The 16346-nt window shown below is 69.9% G+C and carries 17 protein-coding genes; 6 read left to right on the top strand and 11 right to left on the bottom strand.

Annotated features, from left to right (window positions below):
- Positions 1 to 191 precede the first annotated feature (191 nt).
- Positions 192 to 461 (bottom strand): DUF2188 domain-containing protein, encoded by a 270-nt coding sequence (locus HEB94_RS40290; protein WP_192754704.1) that lies wholly within the window; start codon positions 459 to 461, stop codon positions 192 to 194.
- 666 nt (positions 462 to 1127) lie between these two features.
- Here HEB94_RS40290 and corA point away from each other — a divergent pair.
- Positions 1128 to 2141 carry a magnesium/cobalt transporter CorA gene (gene corA, locus HEB94_RS40285; RefSeq protein WP_192754703.1) on the top strand — a complete coding sequence of 338 codons (1014 nt, stop codon included), beginning with the start codon at positions 1128 to 1130 and terminating at the stop codon, positions 2139 to 2141.
- Positions 2142 to 2198: 57 nt separating this feature from the next.
- Here corA and HEB94_RS40280 read toward each other — a convergent pair whose 3' ends face one another.
- Positions 2199 to 2990 (bottom strand): DUF1707 SHOCT-like domain-containing protein, encoded by a 792-nt coding sequence (locus HEB94_RS40280; protein WP_192754702.1) that lies wholly within the window; start codon positions 2988 to 2990, stop codon positions 2199 to 2201.
- Between the two features lie 113 nt (positions 2991 to 3103).
- Positions 3104 to 4315, bottom strand: coding sequence for a hypothetical protein (locus HEB94_RS40275; RefSeq protein WP_192754701.1), 1212 nt, complete (start codon positions 4313 to 4315; stop codon positions 3104 to 3106).
- A gap of 223 nt (positions 4316 to 4538) precedes the next feature.
- Here HEB94_RS40275 and HEB94_RS40270 point away from each other — a divergent pair, with 223 nt between their 5' ends.
- A complete protein-coding gene (locus tag HEB94_RS40270; protein ID WP_192754700.1) occupies positions 4539 to 6497 on the top strand; it encodes a TIGR03960 family B12-binding radical SAM protein in 1959 nt (652 codons plus the stop codon).
- 69 nt (positions 6498 to 6566) lie between these two features.
- Here the strand turns inward: HEB94_RS40270 and HEB94_RS40265 are convergent, their stop codons facing one another.
- Genes HEB94_RS40265 through HEB94_RS40250 form a run of 4 tightly spaced genes read right to left on the bottom strand, consistent with a single transcriptional unit; the run spans position 6567 to position 8575 of the window.
- Positions 6567 to 6926: a hypothetical protein gene (locus HEB94_RS40265; RefSeq protein ID WP_192754699.1), complete on the bottom strand. Its 360-nt coding sequence runs from the start codon at positions 6924 to 6926 to the stop codon at positions 6567 to 6569.
- Positions 6919 to 7833 (bottom strand): WXG100-like domain-containing protein, encoded by a 915-nt coding sequence (locus tag HEB94_RS40260; RefSeq protein WP_475555132.1) that lies wholly within the window; start codon positions 7831 to 7833, stop codon positions 6919 to 6921. Before HEB94_RS40260 ends, HEB94_RS40265 begins: the two co-directional genes overlap by 8 nt.
- Positions 7834 to 7841: 8 nt before the next feature.
- Entirely contained in the window at positions 7842 to 8162 is a 321-nt protein-coding gene (locus HEB94_RS40255) for a hypothetical protein (RefSeq protein ID WP_192754697.1), read from the bottom strand.
- A 32-nt stretch (positions 8163 to 8194) separates the two neighbouring features.
- The gene (locus HEB94_RS40250) at positions 8195 to 8575 is read right to left on the bottom strand and encodes a YbaB/EbfC family nucleoid-associated protein (protein ID WP_192754696.1); all 381 of its coding nucleotides are present in this window, start codon (positions 8573 to 8575) and stop codon (positions 8195 to 8197) included.
- Positions 8576 to 9101: 526 nt separating this feature from the next.
- On the opposite strand from HEB94_RS40250, the gene HEB94_RS40245 reads away from it, so the two are divergent.
- Both HEB94_RS40245 and HEB94_RS40240 read left to right on the top strand, forming a co-directional pair.
- Positions 9102 to 9992 (top strand): TIGR03936 family radical SAM-associated protein, encoded by an 891-nt coding sequence (locus HEB94_RS40245; protein WP_420481557.1) that lies wholly within the window; start codon positions 9102 to 9104, stop codon positions 9990 to 9992.
- 207 nt (positions 9993 to 10199) lie between these two features.
- On the top strand, positions 10200 to 13184 hold the full coding sequence (locus HEB94_RS40240) for an Rne/Rng family ribonuclease (RefSeq protein ID WP_192754695.1): 2985 nt from the start codon (positions 10200 to 10202) through the stop codon (positions 13182 to 13184).
- An 86-nt stretch (positions 13185 to 13270) separates the two neighbouring features.
- Here HEB94_RS40240 and HEB94_RS40235 read toward each other — a convergent pair whose 3' ends face one another.
- The 4 genes from HEB94_RS40235 to HEB94_RS40220 form a co-directional block, all read right to left on the bottom strand.
- Positions 13271 to 13627, bottom strand: a complete 357-nt coding sequence (locus HEB94_RS40235) for a hypothetical protein (RefSeq protein ID WP_192754694.1) — start codon at positions 13625 to 13627, stop codon at positions 13271 to 13273.
- Positions 13628 to 14065: 438 nt separating this feature from the next.
- Positions 14066 to 14380 carry a type VII secretion target gene (locus tag HEB94_RS40230; RefSeq protein ID WP_192754693.1) on the bottom strand — a complete coding sequence of 105 codons (315 nt, stop codon included), beginning with the start codon at positions 14378 to 14380 and terminating at the stop codon, positions 14066 to 14068.
- A gap of 15 nt (positions 14381 to 14395) precedes the next feature.
- The gene (locus HEB94_RS40225) at positions 14396 to 14782 is read right to left on the bottom strand and encodes a YbaB/EbfC family nucleoid-associated protein (RefSeq protein ID WP_192754692.1); all 387 of its coding nucleotides are present in this window, start codon (positions 14780 to 14782) and stop codon (positions 14396 to 14398) included.
- Entirely contained in the window at positions 14779 to 15171 is a 393-nt protein-coding gene (locus tag HEB94_RS40220) for a YbaB/EbfC family nucleoid-associated protein (protein WP_192754691.1), read from the bottom strand. Before HEB94_RS40220 ends, HEB94_RS40225 begins: the two co-directional genes overlap by 4 nt.
- 162 nt (positions 15172 to 15333) lie before the next feature.
- Between HEB94_RS40220 and HEB94_RS40215 the strand changes: the two genes are divergently transcribed.
- Together HEB94_RS40215 and rplU are read left to right on the top strand one after the other, a co-directional pair.
- Positions 15334 to 15834 carry a hypothetical protein gene (locus HEB94_RS40215; RefSeq protein ID WP_192754690.1) on the top strand — a complete coding sequence of 167 codons (501 nt, stop codon included), beginning with the start codon at positions 15334 to 15336 and terminating at the stop codon, positions 15832 to 15834.
- Positions 15835 to 15980: 146 nt separating this feature from the next.
- Positions 15981 to 16292 (top strand): 50S ribosomal protein L21, encoded by a 312-nt coding sequence (gene rplU / locus HEB94_RS40210; RefSeq protein WP_192754689.1) that lies wholly within the window; start codon positions 15981 to 15983, stop codon positions 16290 to 16292.
- Positions 16293 to 16346 lie beyond the last annotated feature (54 nt).

The raw sequence follows: 16346 nt of genomic DNA, 5'->3' as shown, positions 1-16346 counted from the left end.
GCGTTAGCAGCCCCCTAACGGAATGCTTCGCGGTCTTAACGGTCCCTTGACGGTGGTCCGGAACAGGTCACCGACAGGGGCGGCTCAGGAGTCCAGTCTGCCGCTCCACACGCGCCCGAAGGCGCCCTCGACGGCATGGAGATGACCGGTGGGGGAGTGGCCCGAGCCCCGGCTGGGTGGGATGTCCGCCATCACGACGGGAATGTCCCGTGACCGGGCCTGACATCCTCATTGGTCACGGCGATGATGTCCGGCCAGTACGTGTGCTCGGTCTCGATCCGCCCGCTGGGGGCATGGATCGTCATCCGGCTGGGCGCGTGCGCGCGGGCGAGCCGGCGCGCCTCCTCCACCGCCAGGTCCTTCTCACAGTGCAGGCTGAGCAGCTCACCGTCGCGGTAGACCCGCCAGACGCGACGGTGTGGGTGGACATGGAACTCGACGAACCGCGGCTGAATGATCACGGAAGGACTCCTGTCGCTCGAGGCCCGCGTGGAGGTCTGCGGAATCGCGGGCGTCGTCGCCACTCGATCCGCACCTGGACGCTGGGTGTGCGGAGGGCCGGGATACGGGGGAGCTGGTGCGGAGGACCGTCAGGAAAGCGGCGGCGGTCGACGCCGACAGCGCCGCTGATGACAGGGGGGCCACTCCGGACGGGAGGGCCGCGCCGGAGGGGGAGACCACGCCGGTCGAGCGAGCACCGCCATCCCCTCACCTCTTCGCGGAAACCGTGCCGGTGGGAACGATCAGGGAAGGAGCCGCGGGTCGGCCGGTCCCGCAACCGTGGCGACTCACGCGGCGTCCTCCGCCATCCACTTCAACGGGCGACCTCGCGGGGTCGCCAGCGTTGTTGACGACTTCCTGACGCCGGCATCCGTCGCCTTGACGCGGTCATGACGATTCGTGTCCTCACGGGGACAGACGGCGTCGATTGGCGCGTCACGTGGGTCGCTCGCGTCAAGAACGCATTCGGACGTGCACCGTTCGCCGCGGGTCCGCCGTACGGTCAGAGGGCGGCAGTCCGAGGCGGGGGTGCGGCGCCAACCCCACCGGCGGTGGGTCACACTGTGGGGTCGTCGGGCGTACCGGCTCCGGCGGATGCCCCTCGAGCGCCGAACGGAGGTTCCGCGATGACCGTGGTGGACAACGCGATCTACGTCGGCGGCGAGCGTGTCGAACCCGAGACCCTGGAGCAGACGTACGAGCTGATCCGGGACCGGCGAGGGATGGGCTGGATCGGACTGTTCCGGCCGACCGCCGAGGAGATCGCCTCGGTGGCGCAGGAGTTCGGCCTGCACCCCCTGGCGGTCGAGGACGCCGTGCACGCCCACCAGCGGCCGAAACTGGAGCGCTACGGCGACACGCTCTTCGTGGTGCTCCGTCCAGCGAGGTACGTCGACTCACCCGAGATCGTCGAGGTCGGTGAGCTGCACGTCTTTCTCGGCAAGGACTTCGTGGTGACCATCCGGCACAGTGCCGCACCGGAGCTGGCCCCGGTCCGCAAACGGCTCGAGGCTCATCCAGAACTCCTGCGGTGCGGTCCCGAGGCGATCCTGTACGCCATCCTCGACCGGATCGTCGACGACTACGTGCCCGTTCTGCGCGGGCTCGGCGACGACATCGAGGAGATCGAGGCGCAGGTGTTCGGCGGCCAGGCCGGCGTCACGCGGCGCATCTACGAGCTCTCCCGCGAGGTCATCGAGTTCCAACGCGCCTGCCAGCCGCTGGTCGACGTGGTCGATGCTCTCTCAGACGGTTTCGACAAGTACGCCGTCGACGTCGAGCTACGCCGCAAGCTGCGCGATGTCCACGACCACGTCGTCCGCGTGGTCGAACGCGTGGAGGCGTTCCGGCAACTGCTCGCGAGCGCCCTCACCGTCAACGCCTCGGTCGTCGCCCAACGGCAGAACGAGGAGATCACCCGGCTGACCGAGGCGACGTTCCGGCAGAGCGAGGAGGTCAAGCGCATCTCCGGATGGGCGGCGATCCTGTTCGCGCCGACCCTCGTCGGAACGGTCTACGGCATGAACTTCACGCACATGCCCGAGCTGCACTGGACCCTCGGCTATCCCTTCGCGGTGGTGCTGATGTTCTGCGTGAGCGTCATTCTCTACGTGGTCTTCAAGTTCCGCGGCTGGCTCTAGGACAGCGGTCCAGGGATCCGCCGGCGGCGTCGACCGCTCAGCCGTGGCGTCGACGGCTCAGCCGTGGCGGCGGCCGCGTCGACGTTCGTCGCGGGCCGCCCGGCGCGCGGCCCGCGCGTCGTCCAGCCCGGCCCGGCGTTGGTCTCGGGCCTCCTCGAACGCGGCACGGCGTTCTGCTCGGGCGCCGTCGAGGCCGGCGCGACGGGCCTCACGGGCCGCCCGTAGCCGCTCGACCGGCCGCGAACTCCGCACGTTGATCCCGCCGATCAGGGAGAAGGCCCGCACCCGCAGGGTCGGTGCGTCGCCGTCGGGCACCTCGTCGATCTCCACCCGCCGGCCGCCGAGGATGCTGAACCCCTCGATCACGACCTGCACACCGGGCGGGACGGTGAGGTTGACTCCGCCCACCAGGGAGACCTTGGTGAGGGTGACCTCCTGGGCGGTGAACTGCGCCTCGCGCAGGTCGAGGTCGGCGCCGCCGATCAGGGTGATCGACGTCAGATCCCGCATGCGCCAGGGCCCGCGCCGGCTGATGCCGCCGATCGGGGTGACATGCCATTCGCCACGTCGGGCGCCCTGCTCGCCCGCGTGCACGGGAGCGCTCGCCGGCTCGGAGCTCTCCGCGGGAAGGTCGCGCAGGAGTGGCTGCAGCTCGCCGCGGGTGCGGGCGGTGTAGGAGCGTTCGAGCCGCTCGCTGAACTCCTCCAGCGTCAGCCGCCCCTCACCGCAGGCGGCGTTGAGCCGGGCGACGACGGCCTCGCGCTCGGCGTCGGAGGCCAGGATGTCGCTGGCGGAGGAGGGGACAGCGGGTCGGGCCGGGCCGTCGGCTTCGTGATTCTGGTCGCTCATGGGTTCCTCACGATCCTGGCACTCGATCCGTCCGTGGAAGACGGAGAATACCGCTCCGGCGTGGGGGCGAGAGCTTTCGGCGGGCGGGGCGACGCTGGCGGTGGATGTCGGACTCAGCATCCGCAGGCACGGCATCGCGGGCGGGTACGCACCCGGTAGGACAGCGCGGCGACTCCGATGCCGGTGCCCCAGGCGAGATAGGCGGGCACGGCGACCCAGAAGAACGCCGGAGGCAGGCCGGAGTCCCCGGTCATCGAGGCGGGGTCGGCGATCATCTGGACGAGGCCCGCGCCGAAGTACACCGTCATCCCCGCCGAGATCACGAAGGCGGGTCCGAGGACGAGCCAGCGGGGCACTCGCCGGCCGGCGAGCGGGAGCGTCCACCGCGGCCACACCCGGCCGAAACGATGGACCAGCGCCAACGGCAGGACCGTTCCGGCCACCGCGGCCCCGACGAGGAACGCCAGCCCGGAGACGGCGTTCACGCGCAGTGGGTGACCTTCCGGGCCGAAGCCCACCACGGCCTGCGCGCCGAACCTCGTCATACAGCCCAGGACCGCCACGTAGGCCGCCGTACGTGCCCACGACGGTGCGCGTACCTCCGCGCGCCCCGGCGACTTCGCCCGGATGTGGCGGCCACAGGTGAGGCAGCCGCCTCGCAACCGGCGCTGGTGGGTGAGGACCGTCGCGCCGACCGCGAGAGCGCCGAGCACACACCCCGCCCGGCTGAGCGCGCCCGGTGCGTTGTCGACCCAGGTGGTGGTGAAGAAGAGCAGGCCCACGAGGTCGACGAGCAGAAGTGCCGCGGCGGCGGTCGCGGCGGCGCTCACCGACCAGCCCAGACCTACGAGGAACCACCCGAGTGCGCGGAGTCGCCCCGACCGGAGGATGGGGCCGTTCGCACCGGACGAGCGGCCTGTCGCCCGGCGCAGGCCCGTCAGGGCGAGGCCCGTGGTCAGGTGGCCCGTCGTCAGGCGTCCCGTCGTCAGGCGTCCCGTCGTCAGGGGGAGGCCGAGGACGACGATGGCGGCGAGCGCGCACAGGCCCACGATGCCCCAGCCGCTCACCAGCAGCAGGTCCTCGCCGAGCGGTGGAAGATCAGGTGCACCCCCGAGGGCCCAGACGAGCCGCAGGGCGCCGTACCCGAACGCCCACACCACCGCCACCAGCGGCGCATGGGTCATCCATCGCGGCGGCGTCGCGGGCGTGGTGGGGCGGACGTGGGCGGGCGGTGAAGCGGGCTCGGTCACTGGGGTCGGCTGGATCGGTGGGGTCGACTGCGTCGGGCGCGTCGGCTCCCCAGCAGCCCGGTTCCTGGTCGGCATGCTCCGAGCGTCACCGCTCGATCACCGCGGTGCCTCCCCCGCGGCGGGGAACCGCCTCCCGCGCGGGAGGGATGTCGGATCCGCCTCGCTTGGCCGGTTTAGCGCGGGCCGCCGGATCCGCGCTGGTCGGGCGTCTGCCGAGTGCGCCCGACTCGTCGCCGATCGCCGACGGTTACCCTGGTTGCTTTGCCGACAAGACCCCCGATCGAAGGTGCGCGAGGACATGGCCGTGGAGTCGTTGTTCCCCCGGCTGGAGCCGCTGCTGCCGGCGGTGCAGAAGCCGATCCAGTACGTCGGTGGCGAGCTCAACTCGACCGTCAAGGACTGGGACTCGAGCGAGGTCCGGTGGGCGTTGATGTATCCCGACGCCTATGAGGTCGGGCTCCCCAACCAGGGAGTGCAGATCCTCTACGAGGTCCTGAACGAGCGTGACTGGATCCTCGCCGAACGCACCTACGCCGTCTGGCCCGACATGGAGAAGGTGATGCGGGCCAACGCCATCCCGCAGTTCACCGTCGACGCCCATCGCCCGGTCGGCGCCTTCGACATCCTCGGCGTATCTTTCTCGACCGAACTCGGCTACACCAACCTGCTGACCGCACTCGACCTCGCCGGAATCCCGCTCGAGGCCCGCGAGCGCACCGACGAGCACCCGATCGTGCTGGCGGGTGGCCACTCGGCGTTCAACCCCGAGCCGATCGCCGACTTCCTCGACGCCGCCGTCCTGGGCGACGGCGAGGAGGTCGTTCTCGCGATCAGCGAGGTGATCCGCGAGTGGAAGGCGGAGGGCTCACCCGGCGGAAGGGACGAACTGCTGTTCCGCCTGGCCGCGTCCGGTGGTGTCTACGTCCCGAAGTTCTACGACGTCGAGTACCTCCCCGACGGCCGGATCAAGCGGGTCGCGCCCAACCGCAGCGGCGTTCCGTGGCGGGTCGTCAAGCACACCTTGATGGACCTCGACCAGTGGCCCTATCCGAAGAAGCCGCTGGTGCCGCTCGCCGAGACCGTGCACGAACGCTTCTCGGTGGAGATCTTCCGCGGTTGCACCCGGGGCTGTCGTTTCTGCCAGGCGGGCATGATCACGCGGCCGGTGCGGGAGCGCAGCATCCGCACCATCGGCGACATGGTCCAGAACGGCATCGAGGCCTCCGGGTTCGAGGAGGTCGGTCTGCTGTCGCTGTCCAGCGCCGACCACTCCGAGATCGGCGAGGTGGCCAAGGGGCTGGCGGACCGGTACGACGGCAGCAACGTCTCCTTGTCACTACCGTCCACTCGGGTTGACGCCTTCAACGTCACGCTGGCCAACGAGCTGTCCCGCAACGGGCGGCGGTCCGGGCTGACGTTCGCGCCGGAGGGCGGCAGCGAGCGGATGCGCAAGGTCATCAACAAGATGGTCAGCGAGGAAGACCTCATCCGCACGGTCAGCACGGCCTACGCCAACGGCTGGCGACAGGTCAAGCTCTACTTCATGTGCGGTCTGCCGACCGAGTCCGACGAGGACGTGCTCGCCATCGCCGACCTGGCCCGGAAGGTGATCGCGACCGGGCGCGAGGTGTCGGGTCGCAAGGACATCCGCTGCACCGTTTCGATCGGCGGCTTCGTTCCCAAGCCGCACACGCCCTTCCAGTGGGCGGCGCAGGAGTCCTGGGAGAACGTCGACGCACGGCTGGCGAAGCTGCGCGCGGCCATCCGTGAGGACCGCGCCTACGGCAAGTCCATCGGCCTGCGCTACCACGACGGCCAGCCGTCGGTGATCGAGGGGCTGCTGTCCCGCGGCGACCGGCGGGTCGGCCGGGTCATCCGGGCGGTCTGGGCCGACGGCGGACGGTTCGACGGCTGGAGTGAGCACTTCTCCTACGACCGCTGGGTGACGGCGTGCGCGGACGCGCTCGCGGAGGAGCCTGTCGACCTCGACTGGTACACCACCCGCGAACGCGGCGAGACCGAGGTGCTCCCGTGGGACCACCTCGACGCCGGCCTGGACCGTGAGTGGCTGTGGGAGGACTGGCAGGACGCTCTTGACGAGGTGGAGGTCGAGGACTGCCGCTGGACACCGTGCTTCGACTGCGGCGTGTGCCCGCAGATGGGCACCGAGATCCAGGTCGGGCCGACCGGTCAACAGTTGCTTCCGATCGTCGGTGTCTCCCAGACCCGGCAGCAGGAGCTGATCGCCCAGTCCTAGTCGTGCGAGCGGGGCCGGCGCGGGCGCTTCGCCGCGCCGGCGTCATGGGCGACGCGGCTGGGTCGTGTCCTAGGCCGGGTCCGGGCCGAGCAGGTCCCTGTACTCCTCACCGAGCTCGGCCAACCGTGCCCGCATCCAGCGGCGGCCCTCCGGAACGGTGACCTCGAAGCGGTAGGACAGCGCGTCGGCCGCCGCCTCCTCCCGCTCGCCGCGGTTGTCGTTCATCAACACCGGCGCGAACTCGTGGCACACGTCGGCGATCAGCTGGATGCGAGCTAGGTAGTCGGTCTCGTAGGGAGAACCGGGATCGGCACCTTCGTCGGTGGAGAGCAGCGTGCGCGCGGCGGACATCGCCCTGATCTCCAGGATGCCCTGGTGCAGCAGGTAGCCGACCGCGCGGGACCGCGATGGTTTCGAGGCTCTAAACATGGATGACGTAGATCTCCGTTTCCCAGGTGATCAGCGGGTCGGTTCCTGGATTCTTCTCGTTCTGGCGAGCCCACCGCAGCAGGTTGAGAGCACGGTGGTTTCCGTCGCGGACGTAACCCAGCGGTGGCTCGACGCCCGCTTCGGCCCAGTTGGGTTTGCGCGCCACCATGATGTAGTCACCGCGTCGAGGATTGAGGACGGCGTTCAGAAGGTCTCGCTCCGTCAGCTTGAACAGCCGCCCGTTCTTTCCGATGCTCAAAGGGCTGCCGTTCACGTCGGGCAGACCGTACTTCAACAGGTCACCCACGGTGGCGTTCGGCGTCACGTTCTTTGCCGTGATCGGCCCACGCCCGCCGAGCAGGCCACGCTGGCGGATCTTCTTGAGCAGGGCCTTCGCCTTCTCGAGCAGCTTGGCGATGTTCTTCTTCAGCACGTCGTCGACGAAGCGGCGCACCAGCCTGGTGCAGGCCGCGCGGGTGGCGGCGACGAACCCCGGAATGGTGGCGCTGGAAGCCCCGAAGGTGGCGAACGCGGCGGCGACCGCCGCCGCGACCTGCATCGCCAGAATGGCGAGTTGGACGGCGAAGAGCAGCTTCATCGCGACGGTCAGCGCGGCGAAGAGGATCAGCGCGGCACCGATGATGAGTACCGCCGCGACGTCCTCGTCGAGTCGTCTGGCCGGGCCGTCCTCGCTCTGCCACCACTCGTAGAAGGCCTCCGCCGGCCGCCCCTCGTTCATGGCCACCACCCGGGCGGCAGCGGTACTGGCCTCCGCCGACACCGGCAGGAGCCGCATGCCGAAGGCGATCCAGGCCTGACCGGCCTCGAACAGCTTCACCTCATCGGCCTGTGGCCACTCCAGACCGATCCAGCTCAGCGGCTCGGTCAGCCAGCCGGGCAGCTCCATTCCCACGGTCAGACGTCCACGGTGGAGGGGTCGACGGTGGCCGCTGTCAGGGTGTTCTCGAGCTCGGTCAGCTCGGAACGAAGGCCCCACACACCGAGCTTCTCGGCACCCCCGCCGAGAAGCTCGACGTGGGAGCCGAGCACCTCCATCGCGTGACCGAGCACAGCCGTGTAGGCCATGCCGAACACACTGCCCGCCTCGTCGGCGCCCCAGGGATTGTCCGCGGTCACGGTCGTTTCGAGCGCGCGCAGGTCCTGGCCGAGGCTCTCGGCGGAGGTCCCGACGGTCGTCGCGCCACCGGCGATACTGTCGAAGTCTTCCTTGACCATGTGCTTCCCTCCAGCGGCTCGGTCCGTGTCGCTCAGTAGCGCCGATCGAGCCTGGTGGTGAGGTCGTCGACGGTCTGGGTGAACGCGTCGAGGCGGCGTTCGGCCTCGAAGCGCAACTGCTCGACGGCGGACTGCACTTCGCTCGGGACGACGGCGTAGGTCGGCGTCAGGGTCGAGAGCTGGTCGCGCACGGCGGAGCGGGCCGCACCGAACGCGGCCAGGACAGCCTCGGTCAGGTCCTGCGAAGCAAGCCGCATCGCCTTCGGCTCGATCACGAGCCCGACGAGGTTGCTGGTCCCGTCGACCGTGACCCGGACGAGGCCGGCGGCCGCCTCGCCCTCTCCGCGCACGGAGGCCAGCTGCGCTTCGACATCGGGACCGGTGCCGGCCCGGCCGGGACTCTCGTCGTTCACGCGCGACTCCTTCACAGCTGCGGCGATGGCCAGGTCGAAGCGGCGACAGTGTATTCAAGATCGACATCAAGAATGTGTCGTCGCGGGAAAGAATCACCACAGGCGATCACGGCCCCGATATGGGTTTCTGGCCGACGAATTGTCCGGGAACATTTCGTGGCGATCTGGCCGCTTCGGGGGAATTCGCAGCGCCGAGTGCATTTCTTCGATTTGTCGCCCCGGGCGATTTCCGCCGCCTTGGCGATCGAGGTCAGCTCGGCTCGGGCGCCCGTCCGGCATCGCCTCGTCGGTCGTCGAGCGTGACGTGAATCACGGTCTGCCGTGAAGCTGCGACGTTCGGTCGCCGTGAGCCCACGCGGTAGCGTCGCGCGGCCCGGGCCGTGTCACGGGTGGAACGTCGGCGTCGAAGCCCCGGTTGGGAAAGCCCGGTCGGTGCTCGCCGTGCGGATGTCGCCGTATGGATTCGGACGCCGCGTCCTCAGGGCATGCGGGCGCGACCTGAGGCGGCGCGGGAGGTCGCCGGCCTGTGGGGGAGGACCCCGGGGTACGGCAGACCGCCGGTGGCGTGGGAGCGGGTGTCGAGGGTGGCCACGACCGGCCCTCCGCTAGGGTCGGCGACGAGATGAGCCCGACACCGACGCCACCCGACCGCAACACACCCCCGACGGTGCAGCGGCTGCGTTTCAGGTACGCCAAGCGAGGTCGGTTGCGTTTCACGAGCCATCGCGACTTCCAGCGGGCCCTGGAGCGGGCCGTACGCCGCGCCGGCGTACCCATCGCCTACTCCGCCGGTTTCAGTCCGCACCCGAAGATCTCCTACGCCGGCGCGGCGCCGACGGGCTCCGCGAGCGAGGCCGAGTACGCCGAACTCGGGGTCTCGGTCCGCTGTGATCCGGACGCGCTCCGTGCCGGCCTCGACGCGGCGCTTCCTCCCGGACTCGACGTGGTCGAGGTCGTCGAGGCCCGGGCGAACTCCCTCGCGGAGCGGCTGGAGGCCTCGGTCTGGGAGATCGCGATGCCCGCCGACTCGGCCGACGACGTGGCCGCGGCGGTGCCGATGTTCCTCGCCCGGGAGGTCGTCGAGGTGGAGCGGCTCACCAAGAACGGACTTCGCGTTTTCGACATACGGGACGCCGTCCGCCGCCTGGAACTCCACCGGCCGGATCCGGCCGGAGCGCCGCGACCGGGCGGATCCGAGGACTTCACAATTCCTTGTGCGATACTGCAGGTGGTCGTGCGGCATGGAACGCCCGCCGTACGACCCGACGATGTCCTCGCTGGGCTCCGCCTGGCGTCGGGCTCCGAGCTCCCGCCACCACACCGAATGACACGGCGGAGTCAGGGCCCGTGGGACGAGGAGTCCGGCACCGTGGGCGACCCGCTGGCGCCCGACCGCGACGCTTCCGTCACCTCGTGAGTGACAGGAGCCGTTGACGCGGTTGGGTCAACCGCCCGGGGAAGCGGGTGCCGTGGGCGGAGATGTCGTCGCGGCTCCGAGCGAAGCCTTGGCTGGCTGGTCGGAGCTGACGAAGCGACTTACGTCGTCGCCGCTTAACGGTGGTGCCGACGACCGACAGTGGCCCCCGCGCGGCTCCCGAGCCCGGGGGCTGACAGGAGACCGACTGTGCTCGACAACGAGCCAAGCGCCGAACAGGGCGCGACACCCGAATACGACGAACGATCCGCGAAACCGGAAGGCGCGCAGCCGGAGCCAGAGGCTCCGCAGAAGCCGCGCCGCACCACCCGTAAGCGGACAACCAAGGCGAAGGCCGCCGCGTCGGCCGCACCGGAGCAGTCCGCTGCGGACGCCGACCAGCCGGCCGACGATCAGCCGACCAAGGAACGGACGCCGCGCAAGCGGGCCGCTGCGAAGCGGACCCGCGCGAAGAAGGCGGCCGCGGCGCCGGAGCCGGTGGAGGAGTCCACCGAGTCGAGCCAGGCCGAGCCAGGCCAGGTTGACAGTGCGGCTGAGGCACCCGCGGCGAACGCGGAGGTCGCACCGGCCGTTTCCGGCGAGCAGACCGCCGACCAGACACCCGAGTCCGTGGAGACGTCCGAGCCCGGACCGGCTGGCGAGACCGACGAGCCGGCTGAGGAAGAGTCCGTCGAGACCCCGGCCGCCTCGGAGGAGTCCGCCGGGCCGATCGACGCCCCTGTGGCCGTCCCGCGCGCGCAGGCTGTGACCTTCCAGCCGCCGACGGTTCTCTTCCAGCCGCCGACGATCGGTGCCGACCACCCCGCCGTCGAGGACGATGACGCGGAGGCCGAGCCGGCACCGAGCCGTCGCCGGCGCTCCCGCGGTCGCGCCGAGGCCGAACCAGAGGAGTCCGTCGAGGTCGCGCCGGCAGTCGCCGAGAGCGACACCCACGCCGAGGACGACACCGACAACGACGACGACGGTGACGACGGTGGCCGCCGTCGGCGCCGCCGCCGCGGTGGGCGCCGCCGCAACAAGAGCGGCGCGGACGAGGACGGTTCCGAAGCACTCACCGAGGGCGCCGAGGACGACGAGCACCGCGCCGACGAGCCTGCCGAGTCCCACGACGACGCGGCCGCTGCGGAGGCCGACGAGGCCGAGGGCGAGGAGGACGGCGACGAGGAGTCCGCCGGTGGCTCCCGGCGCCGCCGTCGGCGTCGCCGGCGTCGTGGCGAGTCGCTCGACTCCGCCCCCGACGACCCCGAGCACACCGTCGTCAAGGTGCGCGAGCCGCGCCGGGGCGACGACGAGCCGAGCGCCCTGGAAGGGTCGACCCGGCTGGAGGCGAAGAAGCAGCGCCGCCGGGAGGGACGCGAGGCCGGCCGCCGCCGCCCGCCGATCCTGACCGAGGCGGAGTTCCTCGCCCGCAGGGAGTCGGTCGCGCGGACGATGGTGATCCGCCAGCACGGCGACCGCACCCAGATCGCGGTCCTCGAGGACGACGTTCTCGTCGAGCACTACGTCACCCGCGAGGCGCAGTCGTCCATGATCGGCAACGTCTACCTCGGCCGGGTGCAGAACGTCCTCCCCAGCATGGAGGCGGCGTTCATCGACATCGGTCGCGGCCGAAACGCCGTGCTCTACGCGGGCGAGGTCGACTGGAACGGCCTCGGCCACGAGGGCCAGCCGAAGCGGATCGAGGCGGCCCTGAAGTCCGGGCAGAGCGTCCTCGTCCAGGTGACGAAGGACCCGATCGGCCACAAGGGCGCCCGGCTGACCAGCCAGATCAGCCTGCCTGGCCGCTACCTGGTCTACGTTCCCCGCGGCTCCATGAACGGCATCAGCCGCAAGCTGCCCGACACCGAGCGCAGCCGGCTCAAGCAGCTCCTCAAGGACATCGTTCCCGACGAGGCCGGCGTGGTCGTTCGCACCGCCGCCGAGGGCGCGAGCGAGGAAGAGCTGTCCCGCGACGTCGCCCGGTTGAAGGCGCAGTGGGAGGCGATCGAGAAGAAGGCCGCGGGCGGCCAGGCTCCGAACCTCCTCCTGTCCGAGCCCGACCTGCTCATCAAGGTCGTCCGCGACCTGTTCACCGAGGACTTCGCCCGGCTGGTCGTGTCCGGGGACGAGGCCTGGGACATGGTCGAGGGCTACGTCGACCACGTCGCGCCGCACCTGGCGGACCGACTGGAGCGGTGGACGTCACCGCAGGACGTGTTCGGGTCGTTCCGGATCGAGGAGCAGATCGTGAAGGCGCTCGACCGCAAGGTCTGGCTGCCCTCCGGCGGTTCCCTCGTGATCGACCGCACCGAGGCGATGACCGTCATCGACGTCAACACCGGCAAGTTCACCGGCTCTGGCGGCAACCTCGAGGAGACGGTCACGAGGAACAACCTCGAGGCCGCCGAGGAGATCGTCCGCCAACTGCGGCTGCGCGACATCGGCGGCATCATCGTCGTCGACTTCATCGACATGGTGCTCGAGTCCAACCGCGACCTCGTACTGCGTCGCCTGGTCGAGTGCCTGGGTCGGGACCGCACCAAGCACCAGGTGGCCGAGGTCACCTCGCTCGGCCTGGTCCAGATGACCCGCAAGCGCATCGGTACCGGCCTGCTCGAGTCCTTCAGCGAGCCCTGCGAGGCCTGCAACGGCCGTGGGGTGAAGGTCCGCCTCGAACCGGTGGAGGCCCACGCGCCCGTGGCCGCCACCACCGAGGAGGAGCACGGTCGTCGTTCCCGGCGCCGCAGGCGCGGCGGCGGTGGCGGTGGAACGTCCGAGCCCGCCGAGGCGGAGTCCGCTGAGGAGGTCTCCGTCGAGCACGAGTCGACGGAGGTCGAGCCGGCTGAGGCGGCGTCCGCGCAGTCCCAGTCCGCACCGACCCAGCCCGCTCACCCCGCGGAGACCTCCGCGGGAACCGGCTGGCCGCAGACCGACGTGGCGCGTCCCGAGCAGGCCGAGGCCACGGGTGGTGCGGACTCGACCGCCGCGGGCGCCGGTACCGGCGCTTCCTCCGGCGAGGAGGACTCGCTCCGCCCCCGCGAGGAGGATGCGTCGACGACCGTCGCGGACGCCCTCGAACCCGACGTCGAGCCGGTGGAGCAGGCCGAGTCGACCAGCGAGGGCAGCGGCCGGCGGAAGTCTGGCGAGCGTGGTTCACGGCGTCGCAGCCGCAAGCGGGTCGTCGCGGCGGAGTGACCGCACCCGGGCCGTTCTGACGGACGGCCGCAGACGAGGAAGCGCTGGCCGACACTCGTGTCGGCCAGCGCTTCGCCGTCTGACCACTACCGCTTGACCCGCCAGTCGCTGGCGTCTCCGTCGGTGACGGATCCGTCGTTGAGGGCGACCCCTGGGCGGGGCCATTTGCCGCCTGGGAAGCCCGGGGTGTCGGTGTCGACGTCCTGCAGTGTGTCGATCGCGCCCTGGGCTTGGTTGAGGGTGTTGCGGGCGTTGACGACGGCGATGGCGACGGCGGCGAGAAACGCCCCGGTGACTTCGAGGAACTTCACGAAGCCCCATCCGCCGGGGAACGCGATCGCGATGCAGACGATCGCCCAGGCGACGAAGGCGATGAGGAGGACTATCAGCCAGATCCAGAGTTCGCTGAGGACGTCGCGGATGTCCTTGAGTGCCGTGGCCATGCTGTCGCAGCAGGCGGCGAGGGCGGTGAAGTTGGCGAGCAGGCCGGCTTGTCCGCCCTGGCCGTAGACGTATTTCTGGAAGCCTTCGGCGGCGGGGCCTGACCAGTTGACGTCGACGTACTTCGCTTCTTCTTCGAGATGGTTGCGGGCGGCGGTGAGGAGTGACTTGACGGACTCGCTCTTCTCCGCGGTCCAGGCGTCACGTGCCTGGTTGAGTGCGTCCTGGTCGCCGGGTTCGTTGAGGAACCCCCCACAGGTAGTCCCATGCCTCGCCCAGTCGCACGCCCAGCCAGGATGCGAACTCCTCGACCTTGCCGGCGGCGTCCTTCACCCACTGGGGTACTTCAGGACGAGGACCGTACGGATTGTATGGACCGTAAGGGCCGTACCCCACCGGATCTCCTTTCCCGTAGCTGTCTTCTCGTCGCCCTGGTCGGCCTAGTCGCCGTAGGCGTCGTCGATGCGACAGACACCGGCCTTCTCGTCCGCCTCGTATGCCTTGGCGGCGGTCCGCACGGCCTTTGCCACGCTCTCCATCGTCTCCGCTCCGTCCTTGAGAACGTCGATCAGAAACTTCTGAGCGGCGGCGTATGCCGTGTTGAGCCCTTCCTTCTCACCCATGTAACCGAACTCGGGGTTGGCAAGGTCGATCGTGTCGGCCTTCTTCGATGCCGCGCCGAGCTTCTTGCCCATGTCCTCGAAGTCGGCGGCGGTGTCCTTCAGCCCCTTGATCGCGACTTTGACCTCGACCATCGTGCGTCGCCCCCGTCACTTTCCGCCGAACGTGAGTCGGTTGAAGTTGGACACGACGTCGGCCAGTTGGTCGGACATGGTGGACATCGACCGGGCGAGGTTCTGAGTCAGCTCGTCGAGTGAGGTGAGGACCTTGGCGGTCGCCTCCGCCCGACGATCGGCCGCGGCCTCCTGGCCGGCGCGTAGCGTGTCTCGGAGCGTCGCACCAAGCTCGTCAGGGCTCGCACTCGAGAGGTATGTGGTCGCGATCTTGATGCCCTGGATCTCGCCGGTGGCCAGGCAGGTCACCTCGACCTTCCTGGGATCGCCGGCACTCACCACCGCCGACGCGATCTCGCTGGCGGCCTCCTGTGCCTGCTGGACAGGCCTGCCGGGCTCCGAGGCGGCGTCGAAGGGCATCATCGCGTTCCCTCGTCTTCGTTGTCGGAGACCCGGCTCCTGCGCCGGACCTGTTCGGAGAGCGCGTCGAGCCCCGCGTCGGCGAAGGCGGCGGCGACTTCCTCGGCCAGACTGGCGCGAGCCGCTCGGTAGGCGGACAACGCCGCGGGGCCCAGTGCCGTCGGGGTGATCCTCGTCCGCCACTGCGGGCTGATCGTCACCTGGTCGACCAGCCCGTCGCGGGTCAGGGTCACGGTCACCATCTTCTTGCTGTCGGCCCCAATGAAGGTCTGTCCGGTGAGTTCGTCCTCTATCTCCGAGATCGCCGCCACCGTGCCCTCGAGCTCGCGACGGCTCCGGTCCAGGTCGGCGTGCAGATCTCCGAAGAAGTTCGGCCCGTTCGTGGCGGTCATGGTCCCCTTCCTTCTCGCCCGTAATGCAGATCATCTTTGTGCCGACGTGTGCGTGGCGGAAGCGTGAACTTCTTCGCCCCTTAAAGCCGTTTATATGTCATTTATGAAATCCATATGTCGCTATGTCGTTCCATATCTCCTCCACGCGCCTAGGCTGCCGGCGTGCCTGAGAACACAGCCATCCGTTGGATCAGGCGGGGGTCGGACGGTCTGGCGACGAGGGCGCTGTGGATCTGGGCACTTGGTGCCGGGGTGTACGCGGTCTGCAGCTTGGCTGTGGCGGTCCGTACCCTCATGTCCTATGTCGGCGCCGACGTACGAAGCGCCGGAGTGGTCAGCGTGGGACTGTTCGTGATCGGTGCGGTCATGGCCGTGTCGGCAGAAGTCTGCGTCGTCCATGCCGTCCCCGCGGCGAGGGGTCAGCTGCGACCTTCGGCCCTGCGGCGACTCGGGCGGCTGCTCCGTACCGGCGGAAGGGTCCTGGCCGCCGTCATCGTGGTGTCCGCTCTGCTCGCGTTCTTCCCGGCTCGGGGAGCGGCCGCGGAGACACTCGACCAGGTGGCGGCGGTCGCGGTGGCCGCCCTCATGCCGGCGATACTGTTGCGTATGCTCGGCGGCATGTGCGAACGCGCGTTCGAGGTGTTCGCCAAGGGGCGACGTTAGGCCTGTCGGGCCGGCGGCCCGGGCTCGGGTTGGCTGCCCAACCGGCAGTCAGGTATTCTTGCGCGTCGGCGTGGTATCCACGCAGTCTTCGCGCGTCCGCACCTGGTGGCGCGCTCCCGGAACGTCCGAAGAGAGTGAGACCAGCGGTGTACGCGATCGTGCGCAGTGGCGGCCGTCAGCACAAGGTGGCCGTCGGCGACGTCCTCGAGGTCAACCGACTGGCCGAGCAGACGGGTTCGACGGTGCAGCTTCCCGCCGTCCTCGTCGTCGACGGTGAGAGCGTCACGTCCGACGCCGCGGCGCTCGGCAAGGTCTCGGTGACCGCGGAGGTCCTCGGTGCCGCCAAGGGCCCCAAGATCCACATCCTGAAGTTCAAGAACAAGACCGGCTACCGTCGGCGTCAGGGCCACCGTCAGGCGCTGACCAGGGTCAAGGTCACCGGCATCCAGCAGGGCTGACCCAGGGCAAGTCCCCGGGACAACCCACCGAAGACAGACCTAAGGGCTGAATCT

Origin of the sequence: Actinopolymorpha pittospori (assembly GCF_014873875.1) — a bacterium.
GTDB classification, from domain to species: Bacteria; Actinomycetota; Actinomycetes; order Propionibacteriales; family Actinopolymorphaceae; genus Actinopolymorpha; species Actinopolymorpha pittospori.
This window is presented reverse-complemented; position numbering and strand designations above follow the sequence as displayed.

What these genes read in the sequence shown, in the direction of transcription:
- corA (WP_192754703.1), top strand. Translation starts at nt 1,128, where the DNA reads ATGACCGTGGTGGACAACGCGATCTACGTCGGCGGCGAGCGTGTCGAA.
- HEB94_RS40280 (WP_192754702.1), bottom strand. Translation starts at nt 2,990, where the DNA reads ATGAGCGACCAGAATCACGAAGCCGACGGCCCGGCCCGACCCGCTGTC.
- HEB94_RS40275 (WP_192754701.1), bottom strand. Translation starts at nt 4,315, where the DNA reads ATGCCGACCAGGAACCGGGCTGCTGGGGAGCCGACGCGCCCGACGCAG.
- HEB94_RS40270 (WP_192754700.1), top strand. Translation starts at nt 4,539, where the DNA reads ATGGCCGTGGAGTCGTTGTTCCCCCGGCTGGAGCCGCTGCTGCCGGCG.
- HEB94_RS40265 (WP_192754699.1), bottom strand. Translation starts at nt 6,926, where the DNA reads ATGTTTAGAGCCTCGAAACCATCGCGGTCCCGCGCGGTCGGCTACCTG.
- HEB94_RS40260 (WP_475555132.1), bottom strand. Translation starts at nt 7,833, where the DNA reads ATGGAGCTGCCCGGCTGGCTGACCGAGCCGCTGAGCTGGATCGGTCTG.
- HEB94_RS40255 (WP_192754697.1), bottom strand. Translation starts at nt 8,162, where the DNA reads ATGGTCAAGGAAGACTTCGACAGTATCGCCGGTGGCGCGACGACCGTC.
- HEB94_RS40235 (WP_192754694.1), bottom strand. Translation starts at nt 13,627, where the DNA reads ATGGCCACGGCACTCAAGGACATCCGCGACGTCCTCAGCGAACTCTGG.
- HEB94_RS40230 (WP_192754693.1), bottom strand. Translation starts at nt 14,380, where the DNA reads ATGGTCGAGGTCAAAGTCGCGATCAAGGGGCTGAAGGACACCGCCGCC.
- HEB94_RS40225 (WP_192754692.1), bottom strand. Translation starts at nt 14,782, where the DNA reads ATGATGCCCTTCGACGCCGCCTCGGAGCCCGGCAGGCCTGTCCAGCAG.
- HEB94_RS40220 (WP_192754691.1), bottom strand. Translation starts at nt 15,171, where the DNA reads ATGACCGCCACGAACGGGCCGAACTTCTTCGGAGATCTGCACGCCGAC.